Below are 24,837 nucleotides of genomic sequence, written 5' to 3' on the forward strand. Positions count from 1 at the left end.
GAAGGAAGGCGCTGTCAGCCTGGCTGGCGGTGGTAACCGCTTGGTAACTCGCAATTTTAACCGGCGGCCGTGACAGCGCCCGCAGGCAAATCCAGCCGGTAGCAGGTGGTCCAAGGCGCCGGGGAGGAGGTCGGGCCAAACCTGCCGCCGTGGATATCGGCCACCCGGCGCAGGATTTCGTGCCCCAGATGCAGCCCATCCTTGGACCGCCCCGCCTTGCCCGCGCCGCTGCCGCCCACCAGTCTCGCCCCGTCGTCGCAAACCTGCAGCCAGGCCCCGGATGCTTCCGTGCCCCCCAATTGCACCGCGACGGCCGTGCCTTCGGGGGTGTGCTTGAGTGCGTTTTCGATCAGGTTGCGCAGCGCCATCTCCAGCAATACGGCGTGGCCGGGCACCACCAGCGCCTCCGGGGCCAGCAACGCGATCTCGCTGCCCCGTTGCCAGGCTGCCTGGGCATAGTCGGCGCATACGGCGCGGGCCAGCGCGACCAGATCGACGGGTACCTTGGCCTCCTGCAACTCCGCCCTGCTGGCCCGCGCCAGGGATAACAGCTGGTCGAGCACATGGCCCGCCCGCAGCGCATCCTCGCCAATGCGCGCTACGGCTTGCTGTCTGGCTGGTGGTTCCATTTCACCCCCCAATGCCTTCGCCTGCAGGGCGATGGATGACAGCGGTGTGCGCAGCTCGTGGGCGACCTCATTGGCCAGGCGGCGCTCGCGCACCAGCGCAGCCTGCTGACGGTCGAGCAGGGTATTGATGGACGCCACCACCGACTCGAACTCGCTCCACGCGTGGCGCGATGCCAAGCGCTCGGTGCTCGTGGGCTCCAGCGCGGCCACATCGGCCGACAGTGCATACAAGGGCCGCAACCCGCGCCAAAGCGCCAGCCCCAGCGCCAGTGACACGACAGGCAACAGCCACAAGCCGGGCTCGATCATCTGCTCGGCAATGTCCTGAGCGAGCTCGTCGCGCTCGCGCAGCTCCAGCAGCACAGTGATCCTGCGGGTGCGGGCTACATCCCACTGCGAGAAGCTGCGCCACACCGTGGCCTCGGGGCCCAAGGTTACGTTGGCAAACCCGTCGGCACTGCTGAACGGCGGCAGCGGCGCTGTACCCGTGTGGTGCACAAGCTGGCCCTCTGCGTCCCACTGCATCACGCTCAGTGACTGCTGGTAGTCGTGCGACTTGAGCCAAGGAGTAGGCACACGCTGGGTGGTGAGCGCCTGTGGCGCGGCCTCTACCGCGCGCAGGTTGAGCAGCAACGCCGCCACGCTGGCCAGATGGCCGTCGGTCAGCTCATCGGCCTCGTGCACACCCGTCTGATAGCCGATGACCACAAAGCTGACCCACACCAGGCCCAGCGCGCCCAGCGACCACAGCAGCAGTTGCCGGGTCAGCGACCCTCTGCGGCCACGGGGTGGCACGCCGGCAGGCTGGGCGCCGCTCATGGGGCCACGTCCTGCGGCATGAAGTAGCCCACGCCCCGCATGGTCTGTATGCACGCGCTGCCCAGCTTGCGGCGCAGATGGTGAATGTGGACCTCCACCGCATTGCTTTCGATGGCCGCGTCCCAGCTGTACAGGCGTTCCTCAATCTGCGGGCGCGACAGCACACGGCCCCGCGCCTGCAGCAGCACCAGCAACACCGAAAACTCCCGGGGCGACATCTCGACAGGCCGGCCCTGCAGGCGCACCGTGCGGGCAGCGGGGTCTACTTCGACATCGCCATAGCGGATGGTGGGCGACGCCCGGCCCACCGCGCGGCGCAGCAGCGCACGCAAACGCGCGTCGAGTTCGTCCACGTCAAACGGCTTGGCGAGATAGTCGTCAGCCCCCTGGTCCAGCCCTGCGATGCGCTCGTGCACCTGGTCGCGGGCGGTGACGATGAGCACGGGGGTCGAGGGATCGGGCAACGCTTCGGCGGCGGCGTTTTCGGCCGCCGGGCTAAGTCGCAGGCGCCGCAACAACTCGCCGCCGTCCCCGTCAGCAAGCCCCAAGTCGAGCAACACCGCATCAAAACGCTCTGCACGCAGGGCGCTCCAGGCACTGGCGACAGAGTCGCACACATCCACGGCATAGCCGCGCTGCTGCAGGTTGGTTCGCAGGCCACTGGCAATGCCCACATCGTCTTCCACCACGAGGATTCGCATGCGGACATTGTCGCCCGACCGTGCCACTTAGCCGCTTATTAAGACCGCGTTAAGTGCGTCCCCTTACGGTCCACGCATGCATTCCACCGCCCCAAGTCGTACATCTGCGCGCTCGCAGTACCGCAAGATCTGCTTCTGGACACTGGGGGCGCTGGCCTGTGTGGTGTTATGGGACGCGGCCGGGCTGGACCTGGCGGCAGCCCAATTGTTTGGATCGGCCGCAGGTTTTCCCCTGCGCGACCATTGGCTCCTGGTCCAGGTCATGCACGAAGGTGGACGCTACCTGGCCTGGTTGCTGGTGCTTGCGCTCACGCTCGGCGTGTGGTGGCCGCATGGAGTGCTGCGGGATCTGGACGTGGTAGGGCGCCTGCAGCTTGCGGCCAGCGCACTGCTGGCGCTAGCTGTGGTCAGCCTGACCAAAAACCTGAGCGCGACCAGCTGCCCTTGGGACTTGGCGGAGTTTGGCGGCGTGGCGCGCCACATCTCGCACTGGGCGCTGGGCACGGTGGACGGCGGAAGCGGCCGCTGCTTCCCTGCCGGTCACGCATCGGCGGGCTTTGCATTTGTCGGGGGGTACTTTGCACTGCGCCGCACTGCCCCCCGTGCAGCGCGGTGGTGGCTGGGCGGCGCTGTGGTGGCGGGCCTTGTCCTCGGCGTTGCGCAGCAAATGCGGGGGGCTCACTTCATGAGCCACACACTCTGGACCGGCTGGCTGTGCTGGGCCACCGGTGGGGCCTGCGATATCGCGGCCACCGTGCTGCGCCCGCATCTCACACTCGGGGCGGGCGAGCCTCTGTCCTGAAACCAATACCTGCCAGGGGCAAACTCACCTGTCAGTCGGCCCGCTCCGCCTTTTCCCCCTCGGGGCTCGTTCAGCTAGCGACGCAAATCTTCAGCATGTTGGTGCCTCCGGGTGCCCCCATGGGCTCTCCGCAGGTGATGGCGTAAACGTCGCCCTTTTGCACGATGTTGCGGGTCTTGAGATGCCGCTCAGCCTGCTCCAGCGCCGTGTCGCGGTCTGCGCTGGTGTCCATGAGCAAGGGGCGCACGTTGCGGTACATGGCCATCTTGCGCTGCGTCGCCACCTTGGGCGTGAGCGCGTAGATCGGAATGTCGATGCTGTGCCGGCTCATCCACAGCGCCGTCGCGCCGCTGTCCGTCATCGCCACAATAGCCTTGGCGCCCAGGTGGTGGGCCGTGAACAGCGCGCCCATGGCGATGGACTGGTCGATCCGGCCAAAGGTCTGGCCGGTGAAATCGGCGTCGAGTTGATGGTCTTCGGCGGCTTCTGCGGCCGCGCAGATGGTGGCCATTTCTTCCACCGTTTCCAGCGGATAGCGGCCGGCAGCAGTCTCGGCGCTCAGCATCACCGCGTCGGTGCCGTCGAGCACAGCGTTGGCCACGTCGCTCACCTCGGCGCGGGTGGGCACGGGGTTGGTGATCATGCTTTCCATCATCTGCGTGGCCGTGATCACCACCTTGTCCTGCACGCGCGCCATGCGGATCATCTTCTTTTGCAGCGCAGGCACCGCTGCGTTACCCACTTCCACGGCCAAGTCGCCACGTGCAACCATGATGCCGTCGCTCACGCGCAGGATGGCTTCCAGGTGCGGGATGGCCTCGGCCCGCTCGATCTTCGCGATCAAGCCCGGCTTGTGCCGGTACTCCGACGCGGCCACATTGCACAGCTGGCGCGCCATTTCCATGTCTGTGGCATTCTTGGGAAAGCTCACCGCCACATAGTCGGCCTGGAAGCTCATCGCCGTGCGGATGTCTTCCATGTCCTTGGCCGTCAGCGCAGGCGCCGTGAGCCCCCCGCCCTTCTTGTTGATGCCCTTGTTGTTGGACAGCTCGCCGCCGACCTTCACGGTGGTGTGCACTTCCTCGCCGCGCACGGCATCGACGGTCAACACAATGAGGCCATCGTTGAGCAGCAACAGGTCGCCGGCCTTCACGTCGCGCGGCAGTTCCTTGTAGTCCAGGCCCACGCCGTCGATATCGCCCAGTTCGGTGCGCGAGGCATCCAGCACAAACTTGGCGCCGTGCTCCAGTTGCACCTTGCCCTCAGCGAACTTGCCCACGCGGATCTTGGGGCCCTGCAGGTCGGCCATGATGGCCACCTCGCGGCCTGCACGCTGGGCCGCGGCGCGCACGGAAGCTGCGCGGTCGATGTGGTCCTGCGCCTTGCCGTGGCTGAAGTTCAGCCGCACCACGTTGACGCCCGCGCGGATCATGGCCTCCAGCAGCGCCGGGTCGCTCGATGCGGGGCCAAGGGTGGCAACAATCTTCGTGGCGCGGCGGGTAGGCATGGCTTGTCTCTTTCTTTAGATATGTAATCGAGTTTCAATTCTCACACGAAGCGGTTACAGGCCGATTACCAGTTGCTCTGCTGTACCGCCACGGCGGGCCGCCTACGAAAAAAGGCGAACCATCTCGTGTTCGTCGGAGAGAGTGCTCAGTTTTAAAAAGCAATCAATCCAGGGTGGCTGCTCTGGCATCCGCCGCGCCACCGGCAGGCCTGCCACGCTTAGCGCTATGCGGCCCGCCGTGATCAAACGAATGGGTGCGACAACGCGTGCGTCAGCACGTGTGCCAGGATGGCAGCCTCAAGTCCGCGCCGCGCGTACAGCCAGCCCGCCACCAAGCCGAACGCGGTGTTGCCTACCAGCACGAAGACCACCACCGAGGGTGTTAGCGCCCCCGATATGGCCTGGGCTGCCGGCAAATGCCCGAGGGCAAACAGCAGCGCACTGCCCACTATTGCCATCGCCGTGACGGCACTGCCCGGTGCGCCTCGCCCGCGCTGCGCCAAGCGCCAGCCCAGCCACAACAGCAAGCTCATAACGCCCCAGCGCACCATCAATTCCTCAGTCAGCCCACCATAGAGCAGCTTGACCCAGAGGGTCGCGGCACCCGCCGGATCCGACGGGCGCAGCACATCGGGGGCGACCAGCGACAACCCCCACAGCCACACTGCACCCGCGAGTCCGCCCAGCAATCCGGGAATCCATTGGCGCCGCAAAACAGGCGCCACGGGCTGGCCCTGAAGCCACGCCGATACCGCAGGCGCTGCCAATCCCACGCGGGGAGCCAGCGCGACGCCGAGCGCCACACACAGTCCCAGCAGCACTGCCGTCTGCAGACCGCTGAGCAGCACCGTCGCCCACAGCGGCAGTGGCAGCAGCGCCTGGTGTGCGGCCAGCGGCGGCACCAAGGCCCAGACCACAGCCACTACACCAGGCATGCCCAGCAGCCACAGCGCAGAACCGATGCGCCACTTCAGCGCGCGCGATGTCGGGGTGGACACGGACGGCAACACTGCAATGTCAGCACTCATGGTTGACTCCGGGTGCTGCCTCAACCACGCATCAGCGCTTCGATCTCATCCGCCTTGACCGGCACACCACGGGTGATCAGTTCGCAGCCCGTGTCCGTGACGATGGCATCGTCCTCGATGCGGATGCCGATGCCATGGAACTGCTCGGGCACGCCCTCTGCTGGCCGCACATAGATGCCCGGTTCGATGGTGAGCACCATGCCCGGGCGCAGCACGCGGCTGGGCCGGTTGGTGATGGTCTCGCCCGAGAGCGGATCCTTGCGCTCGCTCACCTGGCCCACTTCGCCGGGCTCCACGTAGCTGCCGCAGTCGTGCACGTCCATGCCCAGCCAGTGACCGGTGCGGTGCATATAGAACTGGAAGTAAGCACGCTTGTCGATCACGTCCTGCGCCGTACCCACTTTGTTTTTATCGAGCAGGCCCAGGTCCAGCATGCCTTGGGCAAGCACCGCCACGGTAGCGTCGTGTGGGTCGTTGAAGCGCGCGCCGGCCTGGGTGGCAGCCACTGCAGCGTCCTGGCTGGCCAGCACCAAGTCGTACAGCGCACGCTGGGGTCCGGTGAAGCGGCCATTGGCCGGAAAGGTGCGGGTGATGTCGCTGGCGTAGCTGTCGAGCTCGCAGCCTGCGTCGATGAGCACCAGCTCGCCGTCACGTACCGGGGCGGCATCCGCGCGGTAATGCAGCACACAGGCATTGGCCCCTGCGGCCACGATGGACGTGTAGGCGGGGTACTGCGAGCCGGCTTCGCGGAAGGCATGCAGCAACTCCGCGTCCAGGTGGTACTCACGCACGTCCTCGCCTGCGCGCAACATGCGGGCCGAGCGCTGCATGGCGCGGATGTGCGCCTTGGCACTGATGTCGCTGGCGCGCCGCATGATGTCCTGCTCGTGCGCATCCTTGATGAGGCGCATCTCATCGAGCAGCGTGCAGACATCGTTCTGCTCGGCCGGGCACAACGCGCCGTAGCGCACACGCGCCCGCACCGCGTTGAGCCAGCCTTCCACCCGCGCCGCCAGGCCGCTGTGGATGGCAAACGGGTACCAGACGCAATTGCGGTTCTCCAGCAGCCGGGGCAGTTTGGTGTCCAGCTCGGCCATGGAATGGGCAGCGCCCACGCCCAGCGCGCCCGGTGCAGCGGCAGGCCCCAGGCGGTAGCCGTCCCAGATCTCGCGCTCCAGATCCTTGGGTTGGCAAAACAGCGTGCTGCCACCGTCATGGGTCAGCACCAGGCAGGCGCCAGGCTCCGTGAAACCCGTCAGGTAATAAAAGTAGCTGTCGTGGCGGAACAGAAAGTCCGTATCCCGATTGCGCGGGCGCTCCAGGGCGGTGGGGATGATCGCTATGCCCCCGGCGCCCAACTGGGCAGCAAGGTGCGCGCGGCGCTGGGCGTAGATGGAATGCGAGGACGTTGAGCTCATCCGCTATTTTTATCGCGAAACCATGGCCGAACGCGGGGGAGTGACATCCAACGATCCAACAATTCCAAAAATCCCTCGGCACCGCATGGCCGTTGACAAATGAATTCAAATGAATACCATCGCATTCAACACTGCCTGAGGTTCACCCATGTCCGCCACCCCCACCACCACGATGGAGCCCCTCTCCGCCCGGATACCGAGCGACCTCTACTTGTGGCTGGCCCAGCTTCAGGTGGAGGGAGCCACCACCAATAGCGACAAGCTGCGCGTGCTGCTGGGCCAGCTCAAGCGCCACCACGACGGTGCGCTGGACTATGTCGCCGCCCATGCTTGGGCCCGGGACATCACGGGGCGGCTACGCGAATCGCTGGTGCGCACCGAAGGCCAGACGGGGCGGCATTCCGATGTTCTGAACGCCATGCTGGACCATGTGACCACCTGCCTGGCGATCATCGTGAGCAACGCCCCGGCCTCTGAGCAGGAGGCCGCCCGGCTGGAAGACCTGCTGGTGCGCCGGGGCTTCGCGCTCAGTGAGATGCTGCTGCGCCAGGCGACCACGAGCCAGGCCAGCGCCTACGATCCGGCCGTCGTGCAGCGGCATGCGGCCGCGACGCTGGAGCTGGCCCACACCATTCACCCCCCTGTTTCAAAAGGAGCTTGAGATGGCAGATTCACTGAAGACCCGCGTTGGACGCGTGATCACCGGCAGCGTCCACGCGCTGGTGGACCACCTGGAGAACCAGGCCCCCGTGCCCGTGATGGAGCAGTCGCTGCGCGAGGCCGATGCCGTCATCGGCGAGGTTCGCCACGAACTGGGCTTGGCCAGCGCCAACCGGCACCTGGCCCAGCAGCAGCACGCCAACCTCAACGGCCAGCACGGCAAACTCGGCGAGCAGATCGAGCAGGCCCTGGCCGCCGGCCGCGAGGACCTGGCGCGAGCTGCGGTGGCCCGCCAGCTCGACATCGAAGCGCAGATCCCGGTGCTGGAGACCACGCTGGCAGAACTTGCGCGGCAGGAGAGCGAGCTCACCGGCTACGTGGCCGCGCTGCTGGCCAAGCAGCGCGAGATGACGGAAGCGCTCGAAGCCTTCCGCAAGAGCCGCGCTAGCGCCGTGCCGTCTGCCGCTGCGCAGCCTGGCGGTGCCAACCCGGCGCAGCGCATGGAGGCGGTGGCTGGCGCGTTCGACCGCGTCTACGCCCGCCAGACCGGTCTGTCGGGCACGGATCGCAGCAACACGCTCGACCAGGCGGCCAAGCTCAAGGAGCTCGATGACCTCGTGCGCGACAACAAGATCGCCGAGCGCATGGCGCAACTGAGGGCCATCAAGCCGTGATCGTCGGCCTGTTCACCGCCCCGGAGACCTGGCCCTTTGGCGTGGCCTTTGCGCTCATCGTCGGCATTGCGCTGATCGAGGGCCTGGGCATGCTGATTTCGCTGAGCCCCAGCAACTGGATCGACGACCTGCTGCCCGACGTGCACGGAGAAAGCGGCCTAGACCGGGTGCTGGGCTGGCTGCACCTGGGCAAGGTGCCTTCGCTGGTGCTGATGGTGCTATTCCTCGCGGGCTATGCCGTGTTCGGCTACAGCCTGCAGAAGGTCGCGCACGGCCTGCTGGGCTTTTACCTGCCGGTGTGGGTCGCAGGCCTTGCGGCCGTGGCCCCGGGCATGGCCACGGTGCGCAGCCTGGGCGCGCTCATCGCCCACATCATCCCGCGCGACGAGACCTCGGCCGTGAGCGAGATGTCGCTCATCGGCCGCCCGGGCGTCGTCTCCGCCGGAGCCGCGCGCCGGGGCCTGGCCGCGCAGGCCCGCGTGCGCGACACGCATGGCCGCACCCACTACCTGATGGTGGAGCCCGATGTGGATGACGAGGTCTTCGACGAAGGCGCGCAGATCCTCATCGTGCGCAAGGTGGGCGCCTTCTACCGCTGCATCGCCAACCCGCATCCCGCGCTGATGTAGACCCGCCGAAACACCCAAATCCAACAGACAACCAAAGAGGGAGAACCTAGGAATGACCAACCTGATCGAAATGGGCACCATCGCAGGCATTGCCCTGCTGGCCCTGCTAACTATTGGCATCGTGTTTTCGCGCCTGTACAAGCGCTCCACCAAAGAGACTGCCTTCGTGCGCACGGGCCTGGGCGGCCAGAAGGTCATCATGGACGGCGGCGCCATCCTGCTGCCGGTGTTCCACGAGCGGGTGCTGGTGAACATGAACACCCTGAAGCTCGAAGTGGTGCGCCGCGCCAAGGAAAGCCTGATTACCAAGGACCGCATGCGCGTGGACGTGACTGCCGCCTTCTTCGTGCGCGTCAAGCAGACCGAAGAGGCCGTGAGCATCGCCGCCCAGACGCTGGGCGCCCGCACCATGAGCCCCGAGGAACTCAAGGCGCTGGTGGAAGACAAGTTCGTCGACTCGCTGCGCGCCACCGCCGCCACCATGACCATCCAGGAGCTGCAGGACAAGCGCCGCGACTTCGTGCAGGCCGTGCAGAACGCCGTGGCCGAAGACCTGGAGAAGAACGGCCTGGAGCTTGAATCCGTCTCGCTGACCAGCCTGGACCAGACCGAAAAGCAGTTCTTCAACCCCAACAACGCCTTCGACGCCGAGGGCCTGACGCGCCTGACCGAGCAGACCGAGGCACGCCGCAAGCAGCGCAACGACGTGGAGCAGGACACCGAGGTGCAAGTGCGCACCAAGGACCTGGAAGCCACCCGCCAGAAGCTCACCATCGAGAAGGACCAGGAGTTCGCGTCGCTGTCGCAAAAGCGCGAGATCGAAAACTCCCGCGCCGAGCAGGCCGCCCTCATTGCCACGCAACAGGCCGAGCGCAGCCGCGAGGCCGAGGCCGCCAAGATCGAAGCCGAGCGCCAGGTGAGCCAAAAGCGCATCGAGGCCGAGCGCGAGATCAAGGCCGCCGAGATCGAGAAGAACCTGGTCATCCAGACCCGCGAAATCGAACTGGAGCGCCACACCGAGACCAAGCGCGCCGAGCAGCGCAAGCAGGTGGAAATTGCCCGCCAGGACACGCAGATCGCCATTGCCACCAAGTCGCGCGAACAGTCGGATGCGGACGCCGCCGCCAACCTGGCGCGCGCCGAGGCCGTGAAGGCAGAAGAAGCCGTGAACACCGCACGCCAGGTGGCCGTGGCGGAGCGCGACAAAAGCATCCAGCTGATCGAGGCGTCGAAAGACGCCGAGCAGAACGCCATTGCGGTAAGGGTGTCAGCGTCGGCCGAAAAAGAAGCCGCGATGGACCGCGCCGAAGCCATCACCATCGAAGCCCGCGCCCGCCAGGCAGCGGCCCTGGCCGAAGCCGAGGGCAAGCGCGCACTGAACGAAGCGCTCAACACTTTGTCTGCAGCGCAGGTGGACCTGCAGGTGCGTAGCCTGCTGCTGCAGCAACTACCCCAGATCATCGAGCAGGCCGTGCGCCCCATGGAGAAGATCGACTCGATCCGCATCGTGCAAGTGGGCGGCATGCCCGGCAGCCAGGGCTCAGCGGCAGTCGGCACCGGGGCGCAGGGCACCTTCCCGGAGCAGGTCATGAACTCGGCCCTGCAATACCAGATCGCCAAGCCCATCGTGGATGCGGTGATGAAGGACGCAGGCTTGTCCAACGAAGGCATCACCGGCATGGCGCAGAGCCTGGCAGGAATGCTGGGCAATCGTGCGGCTCCGGTAGAACAGGCCACTGCGCGGTCGGACGGCTAAGCAGGCGGCCAGCGGACATCCGCAGTCGCGCCGCTCCATCCGCGGCATGACTGCCATGCCGCGTCGATTTGCTCGGCGCTGAAACGCTCTGCGGCACGTGGCAGACTTGCACATTGCCCCCTGCCATCGTCTCGCGCTTTTTGAGCGCTCTGCCCCTTTTGTGCACTCCATGCTCCAACCCCTCACCACCCTGCTGCACTTCATCGTGGCCACCTTGTTGCCCGTGTTCGGCGTGCTGCTGACGAGTGCACTGCTGATCTACGCCATGTATGTGCGCTGGGTCGACATCCCGCAGAAGTGGCTGCTCACACGCCGGGCGCTTCTGGCGGCGTGTGGTGTAGCGGTGGCGTGCAATGCATTGCTGGGCCTGCGGCTCTATCTGTCGCACAGCGCCAAGGCGGCGCGGCAGGATGGCGCGGTGGTCCGGGCCAGCAGGGAACGGTTTGTGCTGCCGCAGGACTTCCAGTACGGCGAGCTGGTGATCCCTGCAGGGAGCTTCATCAACCGCAACGATCCCTTTGACAAGGGCGAGCCAGGTCGGGCGCTGGCGCTGCATGGATTGGAAGCGGTGCGCTTCGAGCAACCGGTGCAGGTGGCGAACGTCTGGGCGAGCGCATTGCAGGTTTCGCCGCTGCGGCTGGAGCTGGCCGAGGACCAGCGGGTGGGGCCGCTGTACCGTTTCGACAACGCGAGCCAGACCTGGGTGCCGAACAAGGTGGTGCCGGCCTTGGCGTGCAAAAAGGGGCAGCTCGCCCTGTTCCAGGTGCCACACATCCCCTACGACGTGCAGGCCGAACTGGGCAAGCCCGCGCCCGACGGGCCGCAGGCGCGCTTCCTGCCCAGTCAGTGGTTGTTCCGCGGGTGTGAGAACGGTCCACCCATCGTGGTGCAGCCCGCGTTTGCCGGCGCGGCTGCGGCTACGAAGGCGCCCTGACGCGGTGCTGCGTTGCGCAGCGCTCTCGGTGGGTTCAGCGATTGAGTTCGGCCAGGCGCTCGGGCGTGCCGACATCGGTCCAGCGGCCCGTGTACAACGCGGCGCTGACACGGCCCTGGTCCATCGCGCGGCGAAGCAAGGGCGCCAGCGCGGCCTTGGCGCCCATCGGGTTGCCGGCCGGTATGTCGCACCAGGGCGGCGCAAACAGCTCAGCCCGCAGCAGGGCGATGGTGCTGTAGGTGTAGCGCGGCGCAGGGTCGCCCGGCGCCAAGTTGAGTGCCAGACCGTCCGCCGACAGGCCGAAATCGCCTTTGGCGTTGTGCGCGGGGTTGGGCACCAGCCACAGGTGGGCCAGGCGGTCGCTGGCGGCAAAGGCCTGCACCGCGGCGCGCTCGAACACGAAGTCAGGGGCAAATACATCGCCGGCGGCAAGCCAGAAGATGGGGCCCAACTGCGGCAACGCGCGGGCAATTCCGCCCGCGGTCTCCAGCGCGCCACCAAAATCCACACCCTCGTGCGAGTATGAAATTGATAGCTGCCCACCCTTATCAGTCAAGCGCTGGAGGCCAAAAAGACTTGAAAAATGCTCGCTGATCTGCGCTCCGAGCCACGCGGTGTTGATCACCACCTGCTCGACACCCGCGCTGTGCAGCGCCTGCAGGTGCCACTGCAGCAGGGGCTGGCCCTGGACCTGCAGCAGGGGCTTGGGCATGGTGTCGGTCAGGGGGCGCATGCGTTCGCCGCGGCCGGCGGCCAGCAGCAGTGCGGGGACTTGTCCACCGATATCAAACGCACCTACGGCCTCAGCGGCGCTCATGCCCCAACCTCATGCACAGTCACTGACACGGCGTGCGGCACGGCCCCACGCTGCAGCGCGTGGCGTTGTACGGTGGTGGGCTCAAACAAGGCCAGCAGCGCGTCGAGCAGTGCCTGCGCTTTGCCCGAATGGTCGGCGCCAAAATTGCACACGTAGACGTCGAGCGTGACGGCCCGCTGCTCAGGCCAGGTGTGTACGCACAGATGCGACTCCGCTAGCAAAATCGTAGCTGTCACCCCGCCAGGGCCCTGCGCTGTGGCAGGGAAACCATGGAACAACTGGCCTACTGCCTGGAGGCCCGCTGCGCGCACGGCGTGCGCGCAGGCCTTGCCGAGCGCGGCGGAATCCAGCAGCCATTCGGGGGCGCAACGGCAGCCGTGGAGGTCGGCGGTGAGGTGCAATCCTTGCATGGGCCGCACTGTAGTGCATCGCCGCTACGGGCCCGCCTATCCGCGCGCCGCCGGGGCCCGGATCTGGCGGGGGGGAGCCACCTCGGTAAAATGCCGGGTTTCCCCTGAACCTCCCACCCCCGAACCCTCCCCCCATGGCCAACACCCAGCAATCCCAACAGATGGCAAATGCGATCCGCGCATTGGCCATGGACGCCGTTCAACAAGCCAACTCCGGCCACCCCGGCGCCCCCATGGGCATGGCCGACATGGCCGTCGCGCTGTGGGGCCGTCACCTCAAGCACAACCCCACCAACCCCCAGTGGTTTGACCGCGACCGTTTTGTGCTCTCTAACGGCCACGGCTCGATGCTGCTGTACGCGCTGCTGCACCTGACCGGCTACGACCTGCCGATCAGCGAACTCAAGAACTTCCGCCAGCTGCACAGCAAGACACCCGGCCATCCTGAAGTGGGTTACACGGCTGGCGTGGAAACCACCACCGGCCCGCTCGGCCAGGGCATCACCAACGCTGTCGGTTTTGCGCTGGCTGAGAAGCTGCTGGCCAGCGAGTTCAACCGCGAAGGCCACGCGGTGGTGGACCACAACACCTACGTCTTCCTGGGCGACGGCTGCCTGATGGAAGGCATCAGCCACGAAGCCGTGTCCCTGGCCGGCGCCTGGAAGCTCAACAAGCTGATCGCCCTGTACGACGACAACGGCATCAGCATCGACGGCCAGGTCGCCCCCTGGTTTGCCGACAACACCCCTCTGCGCTTTGTGGCCAGCGGCTGGAACGTGATCGGCCCCATCGACGGCCACGACGCCGACAAGGTGGCCGCCGCGATTGCAGAAGCCAAGAAGCAGACCGAGCGCCCCACCCTCATCGTGTGCAAGACGCACATCGGCAAGGGCAGCCCCAACCGCGCCAACACGGCCAAGGCCCACGGCGAGCCGCTGGGCGCCGAGGAAATCAAGCTCACGCGCGAAGCCCTGGGCTGGTCGAGCGAGCCCTTCGTGGTCCCTGACGACGTGTACGCCGGCTGGGACGGCAAGGCCAACGGCCAGAGCGCGGAAGCCGAGTGGAACGAGCGTTTTGCGGCCTACCGCACCGCCTTCCCGGAGCTGGCCGCCGAACTGACGCGCCGCATGCACGGCGACCTGCCCGCCAACTTCGCGCAAGTGGCGGTGGACACCGTGGTCGCCGCCCACACCAAGGGCGAAACCGTGGCCAGCCGCAAGGCCAGCCAGCTGGCGCTGGAAGCCTTTACGGCCGCCTTGCCTGAGCTGCTGGGTGGCAGCGCCGACCTGACGGGCTCCAACCTCACCAACACCAAGAGCACGCCCAACCTGCGCTTTGACATGCAGGGCCACGTGGTGCAGACCGAAGTCGAAGGCGGCCAAAAAATCGGTGGCCGCCACATCAACTACGGCGTGCGCGAATTCGGCATGGCCGCGATCATGAACGGCATCGCGCTGCACGGTGGATTCATCCCTTACGGTGGCACGTTCTTGACCTTCAGCGACTACAGCCGCAACGCCATCCGCATGGCCGCGCTGATGAAGCAGCGCGTGATCCACGTGTTCACGCACGACTCCATCGGCCTGGGCGAAGACGGCCCCACCCACCAGTCCATCGAGCACGCCGCCAGCCTGCGCCTGATCCCCAACCTCGATGTGTGGCGCCCCGGCGACACCGCCGAAACCGCCGTGGCATGGAGCGTTGCCCTTTCCAACAAGGACAAGCCCACCGCGCTGCTGCTCTCGCGCCAGAACCTGCCCTACGCGCCCAAGCGCGACCTGGGCGACATCAGCCGCGGCGCGTACGTGCTGTCCGAGCCCGCCGACGTGGGCCTGAACAAGAAGGCCGTGGCCGTGATCATTGCCACTGGCTCCGAAGTGCAACTGGCCCTGAAGGCTCAGCGCCTGCTGGCCGACAAGAAAGTGGCTGTGCGCGTGGTCTCCATGCCGAGCAACACCACGTTCGACCGCGAAGACGCCAAGTACAAGAGCAGGGTGCTGCCGGCCGGTGTGCCCCGCGTGGCCGTGGAAATGGGCGTGACCGACGGCTGGTGGAAATACGGCTGCGCCGCTGTGGTCGGCATTGACACCTACGGTGAGTCCGCTCCCGCGCCGGTGCTGTTCAAGCACTTCGGCTTCACCGAAGAGAACGTGGCAGCGACCGTGCTGGCCGTGCTAGAGCGCTAAGTCAGAAGCGGCCAGGAATATATGCTCTAACGTTACGCCACGAATGCAAACAGTTTTACTCGATGAATTGCGAGTCGCCCGCTTGCGAAAACAGCGGGGTGCTGGTTTTGCGGCAGTGACACGAAGCAGTCACTGCTCAAAATCGAGGTGAGTGGATCATCTTTGCGGACTACAAACCGTAAGATGCGCTGTCGCGTCCAAAAGGGTTAGCGTATTTTTGCGCTGAACACCTGCCCCTCGCTCGACAGTTAGCGCATTTGCGCTCACAAAAAGCTCTTTCAAGCTTCCAAGTTGATCCCTCTACCGTTCATTCGAACGACAAAATCGATCTTGACCGGTCTTCAGATACGACCTACATGGAATCACTTAGCACAACCCAACGGAAAATAGCCAAGATATTTTCTTTTAGCGTAATTGGGGGCATTTTTGGTTACGCTCTTTTTTTCGTTTTAGCTTGGTCGACTTTCGAGGTTAGCGGTATTGAACGCAATTCACTGACCTTTTACTTTGCAGCACCCAACCATTTAAATTCCGTTGAATTGATAGGCGAATGCGAAAAGCCAAAGTACCAATGGAAAGGCCGCGATGGCGAAGGCGTTCCATTCAGCTCAATTGAATTCGGCAGTACCTCATCAATCGCTCAAATATCTGATTTTTATGAAACAGTATTTAGCAAGCAAATTTGCAAATCGGCAAACCCCAAAACCGCCTCCAACTCAAAGTTATTGCTAGATTTTAACTGCAAAAACGAATCATTTGTTTCTGTTAAAGTTTTCATCGACACAAAAGTTGGATGCAAAAACGTTACCATTGACTTTGTTGAAAATAATTGATTAATTGAGTTGGCAATATGAGTCTACGCGAACATATTTTAGATGGATCGGATGCCATCAGCAAAGATTTTGGCCTTATTTACACATGCAATCTTGGATGGCTTGATCTGGGACATATGAATCCTAACTCTACGAGGGCGCATACCGGGGCTGCGACATTGTGGAGAGAGATAAGTGCTGGCGGACCTGATGTTAGACACTGCAATGGAGCTCATAAGCAGATCTGCACAATGCCGTCCAGAACGAAGGAATTTCCCGCAGCTACTTTTGCTGATAAAAAAACAACCGGGTTCAAAATTACGCATAAGCAAGAGCAGTTTGCGTTCAAAATGAAGCTCTCGACGGGCATACGGCGCGAATATATAGTTCGCCACAATTTGACTGTCAAAGAAAGGAAATCAGTTGCACTCGCCATATTCATGGAAGTAAGCTTGGAATTTGAAGAGCATCAAGATCTATTTCCAAAATTCCTTACTGACAGCGGTTTTAGTCAAGAAGATCTCGTTTCCAACCTGATCGGATTTCATATCGCGGTTGGCACCGTCACCAAGGCTGAAGTTTTGGCAATGGCAAAGCCCGTATCACAGGCCGCAGCCTTTGCAATTTGGGATCGAAATGGTCCTGTTGGGAGCAACAAGAACAGGGGTTTTCAACCGCTGTTCAATCCAACGAAATGCGCCACGGAAGACAAGAAGTGCATCGACGAATGTAGAGGGATTGTTCCACGCCCCCCCGATTTTTTGAATAGCATTTTACCAGCAAAGAAAGGGGAGCTGTTTGTAAACAACATACTGGGCAGTTCCTAGGTTTAGATTATCATTCGACGCGTTTCATTATTAAGGAAGCTATATGACGATCAAAATTGGTATTAACGGCTTTGGCCGCATCGGCCGCAACGTGCTGCGCTCCGCCGTCCAGAACTTCAGCGACATCGAAGTCGTGGGCATCAACGACCTGCTGGAGCCTGACTACCTGGCGTACATGCTTCAGTACGACTCGGTGCACGGGCGCTTCCAGGGCACTGTGTCGGTCGAGGGCAATACCCTGATTGTCAACGGCAAGAAGATCCGCCTGACGCAAGAGCGCGATCCTGCCAACCTCAAGTGGAACGAGGTCGGCGCCGACGTGGTGATCGAATCCACCGGGCTATTCCTGGACAAGGTCACCGCACAAAAGCACATCGATGCCGGCGCCAAGAAGGTCATCCTGTCGGCTCCGTCGAAGGACGACACGCCCATGTTCGTGTTCGGCGTGAACCACGACACCTACGCCGGCCAGGCCATCGTGTCCAACGCATCGTGCACCACCAACTGCCTGGCCCCCGTGGCCAAGGTGCTCAACGACAAGTGGGGCATCAAGCGCGGCCTGATGACCACGGTGCACGCAGCCACCGCCACGCAAAAGACCGTGGACGGCCCGTCCAACAAGGACTGGCGCGGCGGCCGCGGCATCCTGGAAAACATCATTCCTTCGAGCACTGGCGCTGCCAAGGCCGTGGGCGTGGTGATCCCTGCGCTGAACAAGAAGCTGACCGGCATGTCGTTCCGCGTGCCGACCTCCGACGTGTCGGTGGTCGACCTGACCGTGGAACTGGAAAACGCCGCCACGTACGAAGAAATCAAGGCCGAGATGAAGGCGCAGTCCGAAGGCGCGCTGAAGGGCGTGCTGGGCTACACCGAAGACAAGGTGGTGGCCACCGACTTCCGTGGCGATACCCGCACCTCGATTTTTGATGCCGACGCCGGCATCGCGCTCGACGGCACTTTCGTGAAGGTCGTGAGCTGGTACGACAATGAGTGGGGTTACTCGAACAAGTGCCTGGAAATGGTCCGAGTGGTTTCCAAGTAAGCGAGCCACACGCAAGCATCACCGTTGAAAATGAAGAAGCGCTAGAAGCAACTACCCTGTTCAAGCCGGTCGCCTGCAAAGGCCGCCGGCTTTTTTTTGTTCTATCACGCCGACAGCGGCTACGGCCTCTGTTCAGCGTGCCGCCGCTGGCGAACTCATTGCTGCGGCAGCAGCAACTGCAGCAGCGAGCGGCGCCATGGCGGGTGTTTGCGGTGGCGCGCTCGCGATGTGAACCGTGCTGGTCGGAAACGCAAACTCCACCCCCATGGCCTTGAACTCGCGCATCAGGCCGAGGTTCAGCGACTGCTGTAGATCCATGTACAGGTTGAACGCCGGGTCAGTCACGATGTAGACCACCTCGTAGTCGAGTGAACTTGCGCCAAACGCCTTGAAGTGCGCGCGGTCAAAACGCAGTTGCGGGTGGGCTTCGACGAGTTTGCGCACTACGCCGGGGATCGCCTCGGCCTGCTCGGGCGTGGTGTCGTACGACACGCCAAAGTTGAACACGATGCGGCGGGTCTCCAGCATGCGGTAGTTGCTGATGGTCTGCTTGAGAAGGTCGGTGTTGGACATCACGATCTGCTCGCCTTGCAGACTGCGCACGCGCGTGGTCTTGAGCCCGATGACCTGCACCGTGCCCGAGACGCTGCCCACGACAATGAAGTCGCCCACTTCAAAGGGCTTGTCCACCGCGATGGCGAGCGAGGCGAACAGGTCACCCAGAATGTTCTGCACCGCCAGCGCCACGGCGATGCCGCCCACCCCGAGGCTCGCGATGAACGCGGTGATGTTCACGCCCACGTTGGACAAGATGGCCAGCACCACAATGCTCCACAGCAGCGTGCGCAGCCCCCACGACAGCAGCGTGGCCGACGCCGAGACCTGCGTCATGCCCGACGATGAATGCCGCTCCACATAGCGCCGCACGCCCATCCCAATGGCCCGCATGCCCCACAGCCCCATCTGCAGGGCCACGGCGACGAACCACAACTGGCTGAGCCGGCTCTCCCACCGGCCGGGCAGGTCCAGCAGGTTGGCACCGACCAGCAAAGCCACGAGCAACACCAGCAGGCGGCTGGTGCCCGCCAGCACCTCTGCTGCGGCATGGGCCATGGCACTGTCGGACTGTGCAGCCCACGCCTTGGTGCGGTGCCTGAGCACCCGCAACACCACCCGGATCCCGACATACGTGGCCACGGCAGCGGCCAGTGCTATCAGCAAGCTCCACAAGGGAATGCCGATGAAGGTGGTCTCCTGAACCCAAACCATGAATAGGGAATCCTGCATGCTGGAACTGCTCCTCGGTAGGTATGAAAGGGGTTTTGCATCGCGACGACTAATGCGTCGCGTACTGGCAGACAAGAGCGGAGCGCCGCCAGTGGGGCGAGCAGATGCCCAAGCGGGTGTCCGTGGCCCCGGGCAGCTGCCCTGGACAGTGCGGCCTCGGATTGGAGGCTCTTGCTGCACGCACGTCCTGCGAGTGGTTCACCACGGCTGCGCCCCGGGGCACTGCGCTGCCGCAAGGTTCGCAGATTGCCATAGGGCCCTTCGCACACCCGTAGGACTTGGCCGCAGCGCTCCACTGTTTCGCTCCTGCGACCGCAGTGCTGCGCAGCAATTGCAAGTGTTCGTAAGACCCGGCCCACACGGATACAGAGGTCGAGCCTACGCCCCGGCCCTGCGGCTGCACCCAACATCGACCCCACGCTGGGCAAAGCCCCGGCCGACTCCGTGGCAGCACTGCACTGCGCGTTCCGCGCCCGTCGCTGCCACGACACCCGCTTCAATTTAGAGGAGTTCACACCACCATGCCCTCAACCGCACTTTTCCGAATCTCCGCCGCGGCGCTGGCTCTTGGCGCACTCGCTGCCTGTTCTTCCACACCCGCGCCCACTGAGCAGATGGCCGTCACCCGCACCACGGTGAGCCGTGTGGCAGCGACCCCGACCGTGGCCGCCAGCGCACCCGTGGACCTGCAACGCGCGCAGGAAAAACTGATCCAGGCCGAGCGCGCCATGGCACAAGGGGACTACAAGACAGCCCGCCGCTTGGCCGCCGAAGCCGAAGTTGACGCACGCGTGGCCGAGACCCGCGCCGATGCGGCCCGCAACGCCAGCAATCTCGCGCAGGTGCAAGACAGCATTCGCGCGCTGCAAGAAGAAATCAACCGCCGGTCACCCCGCTGAGGCCGCGCCTCGCTGCGCCCATCCGCCGACCGCTTTTGACTTTGAAAGGAATACACACCATGCGCCAACTCATCCACCGCACCACCGCCCTGTGCACCGGCCTCATCGCCGTGGGCCTGCTCGCCGCTTGCGCGAGCACCATGCCACTTCCCGCACTGGAGCAAGCCCGCTCCGCCGTGTCCGCCGCGGCCGGCGATCCGGTTGTGAACCAGTACGCCCAGGTGGAGCTCAAGCAAGCCACTGACGCGCTGGCCCGTGCCGACCGTGAATGGGCCGACGACCGCGACGAATCCGAGACCAACCACCTCGCCTACATCGCCCGCCAGCGCGCCGAGATCGCCACCAACGCCGCGCGCTCGCGCCAACTGGACGCCAACATCCAGCAAGCCGGCAGCGAGGCCGACCGCATTCGCTTGCAGGCCCGTACCCAGGAGGCCGACCAGGCCCGCCTGCGTGCTCAACAAGCCCAGGCCCAGGCCATGAGCGCCGAACAGCGCGCCGCACAGCAGCAGGCCAACGCCACCGCCGCTCTCGCCCAGGCCAGCGCCGCGCAGGACCGCGTGCGCGCCCTCGAAGCGCAACTGCGCGACCTGGAAGCCCAGCAGACCGAGCGTGGCCTGCTGGTGACCTTGGGCGATGTGCTGTTTGCCTTCAACAAGGCTGAGTTGTCGGCGCAGGCCGCACCGCGCCTGGACAAGCTGGCCAACTTCCTCAAACAGTTCCCAGACCGCAAGCTGCTCATCGAGGGCTACACCGACAGCGTGGGTTCCGACGGCTACAACCGCGAGCTCTCGGAACGCCGTGCTCAGGCCGTGCGCGATGCGCTGGTCCAGCGCGGCGTGGACGGCAGCCGCATCGCTGCGTTCGGCTACGGCAAATCCCACCCAGTGGCCGACAACGCCTCGCCCGAAGGCCGCGCGATGAATCGTCGTGTGGAAATTGTGATTGCCGACGACAAGGGCAATCTGCGCGGAAGGTAGAGCGCCCCCGCACGCGCCAGGGAGGAGCCGCCCGAGTGGCTTAACGGCTCCTAGCGCGGCTGCCGCTGGCGTGAGCCATCGGACTTTTACAGCGAGCGATAGCAATGAGCCGAACGAAGACCGCGCTGCCTAGGCTGCGCGGTCTTCAAACGTTTCGGTATCCACTTCGCCCGCGCTCTGAGCACTGTAACGGGCTCCCGTCACGGTGCGTTCATTGATCAACGCGTTCAGCCTCTCCATCACAGCGGCGTCGAGCCGCACACCGGCCGCACCCACATCGTCCAGCAGGTGCTCCACGCTTGTCGTGCCGGGGATCGGGATGATGTGCTCGCCACGGTGCAGCAGCCACGCCAGCGCCAGCTGAGCGGGGGTGCAGCCCACCTCGCGCGCGATGGCCTGGTAGCCAGCCAGCAGTTGCAGGTTGGCGGCGTAGGCTTCGGGTGCAAAACGCGGCATGGCGCGGCGGATGTCCTTGGCGTCGAGGGTGCTGACGTCGGTGAGTTCGCCGCACAGAAAGCCCCGCGCCACCGGGCTGAAGGCCACGAAGGCGGTGCCCAGGTCGCGGCAGGCGTCGAGCACGGCAATCTCGGGGTTGCGCGTCCACAGCGAATACTCGGTCTGCACTGCCGTGATCGGAAACTCGGCATGCGCGCGGCGCAGCGTGGCAGCAGATACCTCGCTCAGCCCCACGGTGCGGATGTGTCCGCGCCGCACCAGCTCACCCAATGCGCCGACGCTTTCTTCAATCGGCACGCGCTTGTCCCACCGGTGCAGGTAGTACAGGTCGATCACATCGGTCTGCAGGCGGCGCAGGCTGTCCTCGCAGGTCTTGCGCAGCGTCTCGGGCCATCCATCGATCACGCGCACCAGCTTGCCGTCACCGTTCACATCCACGCCCTGCATGCCGCATTTGCTGGCCAGCGTGAAGCGGCTGCGGTGGTTCTTCATCACGCGACCCACCAGCGTTTCATTGGCGCCAAAACCGTACAGCGTGGCGGTGTCAAACAGCGTCACGCCTGCATCCAGCGCGGCGAGCAGCACGCGTTCGCCCTGCTCGGCCGACACGGGCGCGCCGTAGGCGTGCGAGAGGTTCATGCAGCCCAGGCCAATGGCCGAGACGGAGAAAGGTCCAAGGGTTCTTTGTTGCATGCGGCAAGCTTACGCCAAGCTTTTCGCCCGGCGGCGCCGACGTGGCTACGGCGCTTCCCAGAAGCCGTCAGTCGTGCGTTCGCGCACGCGCTTGACGCTGTATTCGGCGATGTGCCGGATCAGCGCGACGGGCAGCGGCTTGCCGTACGGCAGCACGATGGTGCCCTTCGTGGTCTTGATGTCCTGCAGCGCCTCTTTGAAATGCTCCAGGGCTGCAGCCGGTGGCGCAAAACTGGCATGCGCCTTGTGCGCTGAGAACGCGCAGACAAAACGCGGCTCGATGAAGAACGGGGTGCCCCACTTGATGGCCTCCTCGGCCTCTGGCGCCGCCTGTTTCAGGATGGCGTACAGCTCTTTCAACACCGGGTGTCCCGCTGCAGGGGCGGCCTCGATGTAGTCAGCGATGGTGGTGGGTTTCGACGCTGCGGTCCGGGCCATGGTGCCAGTCTCCTTTCACACTAGAGGGTTGTGGTTGCACGGCCCTCGGCTGGGCGCTTCGTCCACAGGTCGATCCGCTTGCCCGCTGCGCAAGCCGCCAGCAGCTGTGCGAACCGCGCCGCCCGGGTCTCGGGCCGCTTGGCCGACGTCAACCAATGCAGCATGGTCTTGCGGTAGCCGGGCGGCGTAGCCTCAAAGAACTGCCATGCCTTTTTGTCGCGCTTGAATTCGCGCAACTGCGGCGCAGGCAGCTCGGCCGCAGCCGCCTGCTCGTGCGAATAGATCGCCGATTTGTGGTCCTTGCGGTGGCCAAAGGCCACCAGCCCTGCGGGCGTCATGCGGCCGGTGGCCTGCAACTGCTCCATCTTGGCAATGTTCACTGCGCTCCAGATGGACGAAGGCTTGCGCGGTGTGAAGCGGATGGAATAGGCGTGCTCATCGATGCGCCGGCGCACACCGTCGATCCAGCCAAAACACAGGGCCTCGTCCACCGACTCGGACCACGTCATGCAGAGGCGGCCCGAACCGACCTTGTGAAAACCCACCAACAGCTCACTCGACTGCGCGGCATGCTTTTGCAGCCATCGGCGGAAGGCGGCGGGCGTGGCAAAGAAGGTGGGGGTGGACATGGCGGGCCATTGTTGCCAACAACTGCGGCGCTGTATAGCCAGCGAGCGCTCTGCAGGCCATACAGGGGTTTGAGCAGGCCGCGCTTGCGCCGTCTAAGGGCTCAAAAAAGCACGCGACCGACCGCCCTGCCGGAATACATTACGCAAGGCCGCATGAAGCCACGCGAGCCCCACAACGGCGACCCCCAGCCCAGGAGAAGTGCCATGCCCTCCGCCATCTACCCAGCCTTGTTCTTCACCGTCGCCATGCTGGTCAACACAGGCTACTTTCTACTGGGCGGCCTGCCGCTGCTGATCCTCAAGCACGATGAGCCGCTCGATGCACGCTTTGTCCGCGGTTTTTTCAACGTGTACTACCAGGCGGCCTTCTGGGTGGCGCTGGGCGCCGCGGTCAGCTACGCGCTGTGGGGCCGGTTGGTGTTTGCACTGGGTGCTGCGGTGCTGGCCGCCATCGCCACCATCTTGCGCAGGCGCCTCCTGCCGGTGATGCTGCAGCTGGGCGCCCAGATCGAAGCGGGCAAGGCAGGGGCGGTGCAGCAGTTTCGCCGCATGCATGCCACGGCGCTGCTGCTCAACCTGGTGCAGCTGGTCGTGGTGGTGTGGGGCCTCATCGCGCTGTCGCGTTCGCTGTCAGCTTAGCGGCGAAGACGCGGTGGGCACGGTGGCCGCGCTTGCTGGAGCGTGGGTTCCACCCAGGTCCAGCGGCTTTCGGAACACACAATTGCGCTGCTCCACGACGAAGCCACAGTCTTCATACACGCGAAGGGCGCCGCTCGCGTTCTCGCTGTCCACGCCCAGCCCGGATTCCTGCATGCCCGCATGGGCCTGCGCCTGCAGGCTGCGCGAGATCAGCGCCCGGGCCAGGCCGCGGCGACGCCAGCGCTCGCTCACGCTGATGAACTCCGTCCAACCGCGCTGGCGGCCATTGCCCGCATTCCACGTGGCGTCGATGTAGGTGCGCACCTGGCCCGCGACTTCGTTGGTCTGCACATCCCAGGCGACCTGCCACAGATGCGGCTGGAAGACCGGGCTGGCCAGCCAGCGCTCGTAGTCTGATTCGTCGGGCGGCACATAGCCCCAGTGCGACTGGAAAGCGCGGGCGTGTGCATCCCAGATGGTGCGGTAGTGCTCGGGCTGCACAGTGCGCACTTCCAGGCCGGCGGGCAGCGCAAAGTCTGCGATGTCGTTCAGTGTGGGGCGCCCCATGGTGAAGAAGTAGCGCTCGGGCCGGTAGCCGGCTTTCTCCAGCAGCGCCGCGCGCGCGGTTTCGCCCTGGGTGACGAAGGCGTGGTGCGCGTGCTGGGCACTGCTGCCGTGGGCCGCCGCCATCTCGCGCTGCCGCGCCTCCAGCCACGCGTGCAGCCGTGCCCCGATGCCCTGGCGGCGCCACTGCGGCGCAACCACGGCAAACTGCCCGTAAAGCCGCAGCCCATCGGCTTGCGTCCAATGCCAGGCACGCACATAGCCTGCGATCTCTTCGCCAGCCTGCGCAATCCACACGTCCTGCTGTGGCACGCAGCTGGTGAACGCGGCATAGTCGCGCGCCACCTCTTCCACTGTGCGAAAGAACCGGGTCTGATCGGCCGCAAAACTTGCGTTGGCGCAGGCGACCATCGCCGGGTAATCGGCGGGCCCGGCGAAGACCCTGAATGTCACGTGCTGTGGTGGTTCCATCCGTGTCCGGCCTTGATGGCTGTTGATTTTTGTCATGGCCTCCGATTTTGGCGAAACGATCCTGCGGCCCAGCTTAAGGAACGGCTGCCAGCACCGGCAGGCCCGCCACAGCGCCACAACCACCCCGAGC

General features: G+C 64.7%; 25 protein-coding genes. 13 read left to right on the forward strand and 12 right to left on the reverse strand.

Going from position 1 to position 24,837, the window contains the following annotated elements:
- Positions 1-56: 56 nt before the first annotated feature.
- Together ACSQ3Q_RS23045 and ACSQ3Q_RS23050 are read right to left on the reverse strand one after the other, a co-directional pair.
- Positions 57-1,448: a histidine kinase dimerization/phospho-acceptor domain-containing protein gene (locus ACSQ3Q_RS23045; protein WP_436136628.1), complete on the reverse strand. Its 1,392-nt coding sequence runs from the start codon at positions 1,446-1,448 to the stop codon at positions 57-59.
- Positions 1,445-2,149, reverse strand: a complete 705-nt coding sequence (locus ACSQ3Q_RS23050; protein ID WP_436136629.1) for a response regulator transcription factor — start codon at positions 2,147-2,149, stop codon at positions 1,445-1,447. The genes ACSQ3Q_RS23045 and ACSQ3Q_RS23050 overlap by 4 nt, the downstream gene beginning before the upstream one ends.
- 76 nt (positions 2,150-2,225) lie before the next feature.
- Between ACSQ3Q_RS23050 and ACSQ3Q_RS23055 the strand changes: the two genes are divergently transcribed.
- Positions 2,226-2,951, forward strand: a complete 726-nt coding sequence (locus ACSQ3Q_RS23055) for a phosphatase PAP2 family protein (protein ID WP_436136630.1) — start codon at positions 2,226-2,228, stop codon at positions 2,949-2,951.
- A 70-nt stretch (positions 2,952-3,021) separates the two neighbouring features.
- Here ACSQ3Q_RS23055 and pyk read toward each other — a convergent pair whose 3' ends face one another.
- The 3 genes from pyk to ACSQ3Q_RS23070 all read right to left on the reverse strand — a co-directional run bounded on the left by pyk (position 3,022) and on the right by ACSQ3Q_RS23070 (position 6,904).
- The gene (gene pyk, locus ACSQ3Q_RS23060; protein WP_436136631.1) at positions 3,022-4,458 is read right to left on the reverse strand and encodes a pyruvate kinase; all 1,437 of its coding nucleotides are present in this window, start codon (positions 4,456-4,458) and stop codon (positions 3,022-3,024) included.
- Between the two features lie 242 nt (positions 4,459-4,700).
- A complete protein-coding gene (locus ACSQ3Q_RS23065) occupies positions 4,701-5,486 on the reverse strand; it encodes a CPBP family intramembrane glutamic endopeptidase (protein ID WP_436136632.1) in 786 nt (261 codons plus the stop codon).
- A 20-nt stretch (positions 5,487-5,506) separates the two neighbouring features.
- The gene (locus ACSQ3Q_RS23070; protein WP_436136633.1) at positions 5,507-6,904 is read right to left on the reverse strand and encodes an aminopeptidase P N-terminal domain-containing protein; all 1,398 of its coding nucleotides are present in this window, start codon (positions 6,902-6,904) and stop codon (positions 5,507-5,509) included.
- A 148-nt stretch (positions 6,905-7,052) separates the two neighbouring features.
- Between ACSQ3Q_RS23070 and ACSQ3Q_RS23075 the strand changes: the two genes are divergently transcribed.
- The 5 genes from ACSQ3Q_RS23075 (at position 7,053) to ACSQ3Q_RS23095 (ending at position 11,557) form a co-directional block, all read left to right on the forward strand.
- Positions 7,053-7,565, forward strand: a complete 513-nt coding sequence (locus ACSQ3Q_RS23075; RefSeq protein WP_056411365.1) for a hypothetical protein — start codon at positions 7,053-7,055, stop codon at positions 7,563-7,565.
- Between the two features lies 1 nt (position 7,566).
- Positions 7,567-8,238, forward strand: coding sequence for a PspA/IM30 family protein (locus ACSQ3Q_RS23080; protein ID WP_436136634.1), 672 nt, complete (start codon positions 7,567-7,569; stop codon positions 8,236-8,238).
- The gene (locus tag ACSQ3Q_RS23085; protein WP_056170875.1) at positions 8,235-8,867 is read left to right on the forward strand and encodes a YqiJ family protein; all 633 of its coding nucleotides are present in this window, start codon (positions 8,235-8,237) and stop codon (positions 8,865-8,867) included. The genes ACSQ3Q_RS23080 and ACSQ3Q_RS23085 overlap by 4 nt, the downstream gene beginning before the upstream one ends.
- A gap of 52 nt (positions 8,868-8,919) precedes the next feature.
- Entirely contained in the window at positions 8,920-10,623 is a 1,704-nt protein-coding gene (locus ACSQ3Q_RS23090) for a flotillin family protein (protein WP_436136635.1), read from the forward strand.
- A gap of 169 nt (positions 10,624-10,792) precedes the next feature.
- On the forward strand, positions 10,793-11,557 hold the full coding sequence (locus ACSQ3Q_RS23095; RefSeq protein WP_436136636.1) for a hypothetical protein: 765 nt from the start codon (positions 10,793-10,795) through the stop codon (positions 11,555-11,557).
- A gap of 34 nt (positions 11,558-11,591) precedes the next feature.
- Here the strand turns inward: ACSQ3Q_RS23095 and ACSQ3Q_RS23100 are convergent, their stop codons facing one another.
- Together ACSQ3Q_RS23100 and ACSQ3Q_RS23105 are read right to left on the reverse strand one after the other, a co-directional pair.
- Entirely contained in the window at positions 11,592-12,374 is a 783-nt protein-coding gene (locus ACSQ3Q_RS23100; RefSeq protein WP_436136637.1) for a nucleotidyltransferase family protein, read from the reverse strand.
- Positions 12,371-12,784 (reverse strand): S-adenosylmethionine decarboxylase family protein, encoded by a 414-nt coding sequence (locus tag ACSQ3Q_RS23105; RefSeq protein WP_436136638.1) that lies wholly within the window; start codon positions 12,782-12,784, stop codon positions 12,371-12,373. Before ACSQ3Q_RS23105 ends, ACSQ3Q_RS23100 begins: the two co-directional genes overlap by 4 nt.
- A 134-nt stretch (positions 12,785-12,918) precedes the next feature.
- Here ACSQ3Q_RS23105 and tkt point away from each other — a divergent pair, with 134 nt between their 5' ends.
- The 4 genes from tkt to gap all read left to right on the forward strand — a co-directional run bounded on the left by tkt (position 12,919) and on the right by gap (position 17,651).
- Positions 12,919-14,970: a transketolase gene (gene tkt, locus ACSQ3Q_RS23110; RefSeq protein ID WP_436136639.1), complete on the forward strand. Its 2,052-nt coding sequence runs from the start codon at positions 12,919-12,921 to the stop codon at positions 14,968-14,970.
- Between the two features lie 356 nt (positions 14,971-15,326).
- Positions 15,327-15,803 (forward strand): hypothetical protein, encoded by a 477-nt coding sequence (locus ACSQ3Q_RS23115; RefSeq protein WP_436136640.1) that lies wholly within the window; start codon positions 15,327-15,329, stop codon positions 15,801-15,803.
- A 17-nt stretch (positions 15,804-15,820) separates the two neighbouring features.
- On the forward strand, positions 15,821-16,609 hold the full coding sequence (locus tag ACSQ3Q_RS23120) for a hypothetical protein (protein ID WP_436136641.1): 789 nt from the start codon (positions 15,821-15,823) through the stop codon (positions 16,607-16,609).
- A 43-nt stretch (positions 16,610-16,652) separates the two neighbouring features.
- Positions 16,653-17,651 (forward strand): type I glyceraldehyde-3-phosphate dehydrogenase, encoded by a 999-nt coding sequence (gene gap, locus ACSQ3Q_RS23125; protein WP_436136642.1) that lies wholly within the window; start codon positions 16,653-16,655, stop codon positions 17,649-17,651.
- A 132-nt stretch (positions 17,652-17,783) separates the two neighbouring features.
- Here the strand turns inward: gap and ACSQ3Q_RS23130 are convergent, their stop codons facing one another.
- Positions 17,784-18,938, reverse strand: a complete 1,155-nt coding sequence (locus ACSQ3Q_RS23130; protein WP_436136643.1) for a mechanosensitive ion channel family protein — start codon at positions 18,936-18,938, stop codon at positions 17,784-17,786.
- Between the two features lie 521 nt (positions 18,939-19,459).
- Between ACSQ3Q_RS23130 and ACSQ3Q_RS23135 the strand changes: the two genes are divergently transcribed.
- Complete coding sequence (locus ACSQ3Q_RS23135; RefSeq protein ID WP_436136644.1) at positions 19,460-19,837, forward strand: DUF4398 domain-containing protein; 378 nt, start codon at positions 19,460-19,462, stop codon at positions 19,835-19,837.
- 59 nt (positions 19,838-19,896) lie between these two features.
- Entirely contained in the window at positions 19,897-20,817 is a 921-nt protein-coding gene (locus ACSQ3Q_RS23140; RefSeq protein WP_436136645.1) for an OmpA family protein, read from the forward strand.
- A 129-nt stretch (positions 20,818-20,946) separates the two neighbouring features.
- On the opposite strand, the gene ACSQ3Q_RS23145 is transcribed toward ACSQ3Q_RS23140, so the two are convergent.
- Genes ACSQ3Q_RS23145 through ACSQ3Q_RS23155 form a run of 3 tightly spaced genes read right to left on the reverse strand, consistent with a single transcriptional unit; the run spans position 20,947 to position 23,033 of the window.
- Positions 20,947-21,966: an aldo/keto reductase gene (locus ACSQ3Q_RS23145; RefSeq protein WP_436136646.1), complete on the reverse strand. Its 1,020-nt coding sequence runs from the start codon at positions 21,964-21,966 to the stop codon at positions 20,947-20,949.
- Between the two features lie 45 nt (positions 21,967-22,011).
- Entirely contained in the window at positions 22,012-22,404 is a 393-nt protein-coding gene (locus tag ACSQ3Q_RS23150; RefSeq protein ID WP_436136647.1) for an iron chaperone, read from the reverse strand.
- Positions 22,405-22,424: 20 nt separating this feature from the next.
- Positions 22,425-23,033, reverse strand: a complete 609-nt coding sequence (locus tag ACSQ3Q_RS23155) for a YdeI/OmpD-associated family protein (protein WP_436136648.1) — start codon at positions 23,031-23,033, stop codon at positions 22,425-22,427.
- Positions 23,034-23,237: 204 nt separating this feature from the next.
- On the opposite strand from ACSQ3Q_RS23155, the gene ACSQ3Q_RS23160 reads away from it, so the two are divergent.
- Positions 23,238-23,672 (forward strand): hypothetical protein, encoded by a 435-nt coding sequence (locus ACSQ3Q_RS23160; RefSeq protein ID WP_436136649.1) that lies wholly within the window; start codon positions 23,238-23,240, stop codon positions 23,670-23,672.
- Here the strand turns inward: ACSQ3Q_RS23160 and ACSQ3Q_RS23165 are convergent.
- Positions 23,664-24,707 carry an N-acetyltransferase family protein gene (locus tag ACSQ3Q_RS23165; RefSeq protein WP_436136650.1) on the reverse strand — a complete coding sequence of 348 codons (1,044 nt, stop codon included), beginning with the start codon at positions 24,705-24,707 and terminating at the stop codon, positions 23,664-23,666. The genes ACSQ3Q_RS23160 and ACSQ3Q_RS23165 overlap by 9 nt on opposite strands.
- Positions 24,708-24,837 lie beyond the last annotated feature (130 nt).

This window comes from Acidovorax sp. LjRoot129 (assembly GCF_964253765.1).
In the GTDB taxonomy this organism is placed as follows: domain Bacteria; phylum Pseudomonadota; class Gammaproteobacteria; order Burkholderiales; family Burkholderiaceae_C; genus Acidovorax.

What these genes read in the sequence shown, in the direction of transcription:
- ACSQ3Q_RS23055 (WP_436136630.1), top strand. Translation starts at nt 2,226, where the DNA reads ATGCATTCCACCGCCCCAAGTCGTACATCTGCGCGCTCGCAGTACCGC.
- ACSQ3Q_RS23120 (WP_436136641.1), top strand. Translation starts at nt 15,821, where the DNA reads ATGAGTCTACGCGAACATATTTTAGATGGATCGGATGCCATCAGCAAA.
- ACSQ3Q_RS23065 (WP_436136632.1), bottom strand. Translation starts at nt 5,486, where the DNA reads ATGAGTGCTGACATTGCAGTGTTGCCGTCCGTGTCCACCCCGACATCG.
- ACSQ3Q_RS23045 (WP_436136628.1), bottom strand. Translation starts at nt 1,448, where the DNA reads ATGAGCGGCGCCCAGCCTGCCGGCGTGCCACCCCGTGGCCGCAGAGGG.
- ACSQ3Q_RS23100 (WP_436136637.1), bottom strand. Translation starts at nt 12,374, where the DNA reads ATGAGCGCCGCTGAGGCCGTAGGTGCGTTTGATATCGGTGGACAAGTC.
- ACSQ3Q_RS23140 (WP_436136645.1), top strand. Translation starts at nt 19,897, where the DNA reads ATGCGCCAACTCATCCACCGCACCACCGCCCTGTGCACCGGCCTCATC.
- ACSQ3Q_RS23080 (WP_436136634.1), top strand. Translation starts at nt 7,567, where the DNA reads ATGGCAGATTCACTGAAGACCCGCGTTGGACGCGTGATCACCGGCAGC.
- ACSQ3Q_RS23050 (WP_436136629.1), bottom strand. Translation starts at nt 2,149, where the DNA reads ATGCGAATCCTCGTGGTGGAAGACGATGTGGGCATTGCCAGTGGCCTG.
- ACSQ3Q_RS23115 (WP_436136640.1), top strand. Translation starts at nt 15,327, where the DNA reads ATGGAATCACTTAGCACAACCCAACGGAAAATAGCCAAGATATTTTCT.
- ACSQ3Q_RS23105 (WP_436136638.1), bottom strand. Translation starts at nt 12,784, where the DNA reads ATGCAAGGATTGCACCTCACCGCCGACCTCCACGGCTGCCGTTGCGCC.
- ACSQ3Q_RS23090 (WP_436136635.1), top strand. Translation starts at nt 8,920, where the DNA reads ATGACCAACCTGATCGAAATGGGCACCATCGCAGGCATTGCCCTGCTG.
- ACSQ3Q_RS23070 (WP_436136633.1), bottom strand. Translation starts at nt 6,904, where the DNA reads ATGAGCTCAACGTCCTCGCATTCCATCTACGCCCAGCGCCGCGCGCAC.
- ACSQ3Q_RS23145 (WP_436136646.1), bottom strand. Translation starts at nt 21,966, where the DNA reads ATGCAACAAAGAACCCTTGGACCTTTCTCCGTCTCGGCCATTGGCCTG.
- ACSQ3Q_RS23150 (WP_436136647.1), bottom strand. Translation starts at nt 22,404, where the DNA reads ATGGCCCGGACCGCAGCGTCGAAACCCACCACCATCGCTGACTACATC.
- ACSQ3Q_RS23165 (WP_436136650.1), bottom strand. Translation starts at nt 24,707, where the DNA reads ATGGAACCACCACAGCACGTGACATTCAGGGTCTTCGCCGGGCCCGCC.
- ACSQ3Q_RS23135 (WP_436136644.1), top strand. Translation starts at nt 19,460, where the DNA reads ATGCCCTCAACCGCACTTTTCCGAATCTCCGCCGCGGCGCTGGCTCTT.
- gap (WP_436136642.1), top strand. Translation starts at nt 16,653, where the DNA reads ATGACGATCAAAATTGGTATTAACGGCTTTGGCCGCATCGGCCGCAAC.
- ACSQ3Q_RS23095 (WP_436136636.1), top strand. Translation starts at nt 10,793, where the DNA reads ATGCTCCAACCCCTCACCACCCTGCTGCACTTCATCGTGGCCACCTTG.
- ACSQ3Q_RS23160 (WP_436136649.1), top strand. Translation starts at nt 23,238, where the DNA reads ATGCCCTCCGCCATCTACCCAGCCTTGTTCTTCACCGTCGCCATGCTG.
- ACSQ3Q_RS23075 (WP_056411365.1), top strand. Translation starts at nt 7,053, where the DNA reads ATGTCCGCCACCCCCACCACCACGATGGAGCCCCTCTCCGCCCGGATA.
- tkt (WP_436136639.1), top strand. Translation starts at nt 12,919, where the DNA reads ATGGCCAACACCCAGCAATCCCAACAGATGGCAAATGCGATCCGCGCA.
- ACSQ3Q_RS23130 (WP_436136643.1), bottom strand. Translation starts at nt 18,938, where the DNA reads ATGCAGGATTCCCTATTCATGGTTTGGGTTCAGGAGACCACCTTCATC.
- pyk (WP_436136631.1), bottom strand. Translation starts at nt 4,458, where the DNA reads ATGCCTACCCGCCGCGCCACGAAGATTGTTGCCACCCTTGGCCCCGCA.
- ACSQ3Q_RS23155 (WP_436136648.1), bottom strand. Translation starts at nt 23,033, where the DNA reads ATGTCCACCCCCACCTTCTTTGCCACGCCCGCCGCCTTCCGCCGATGG.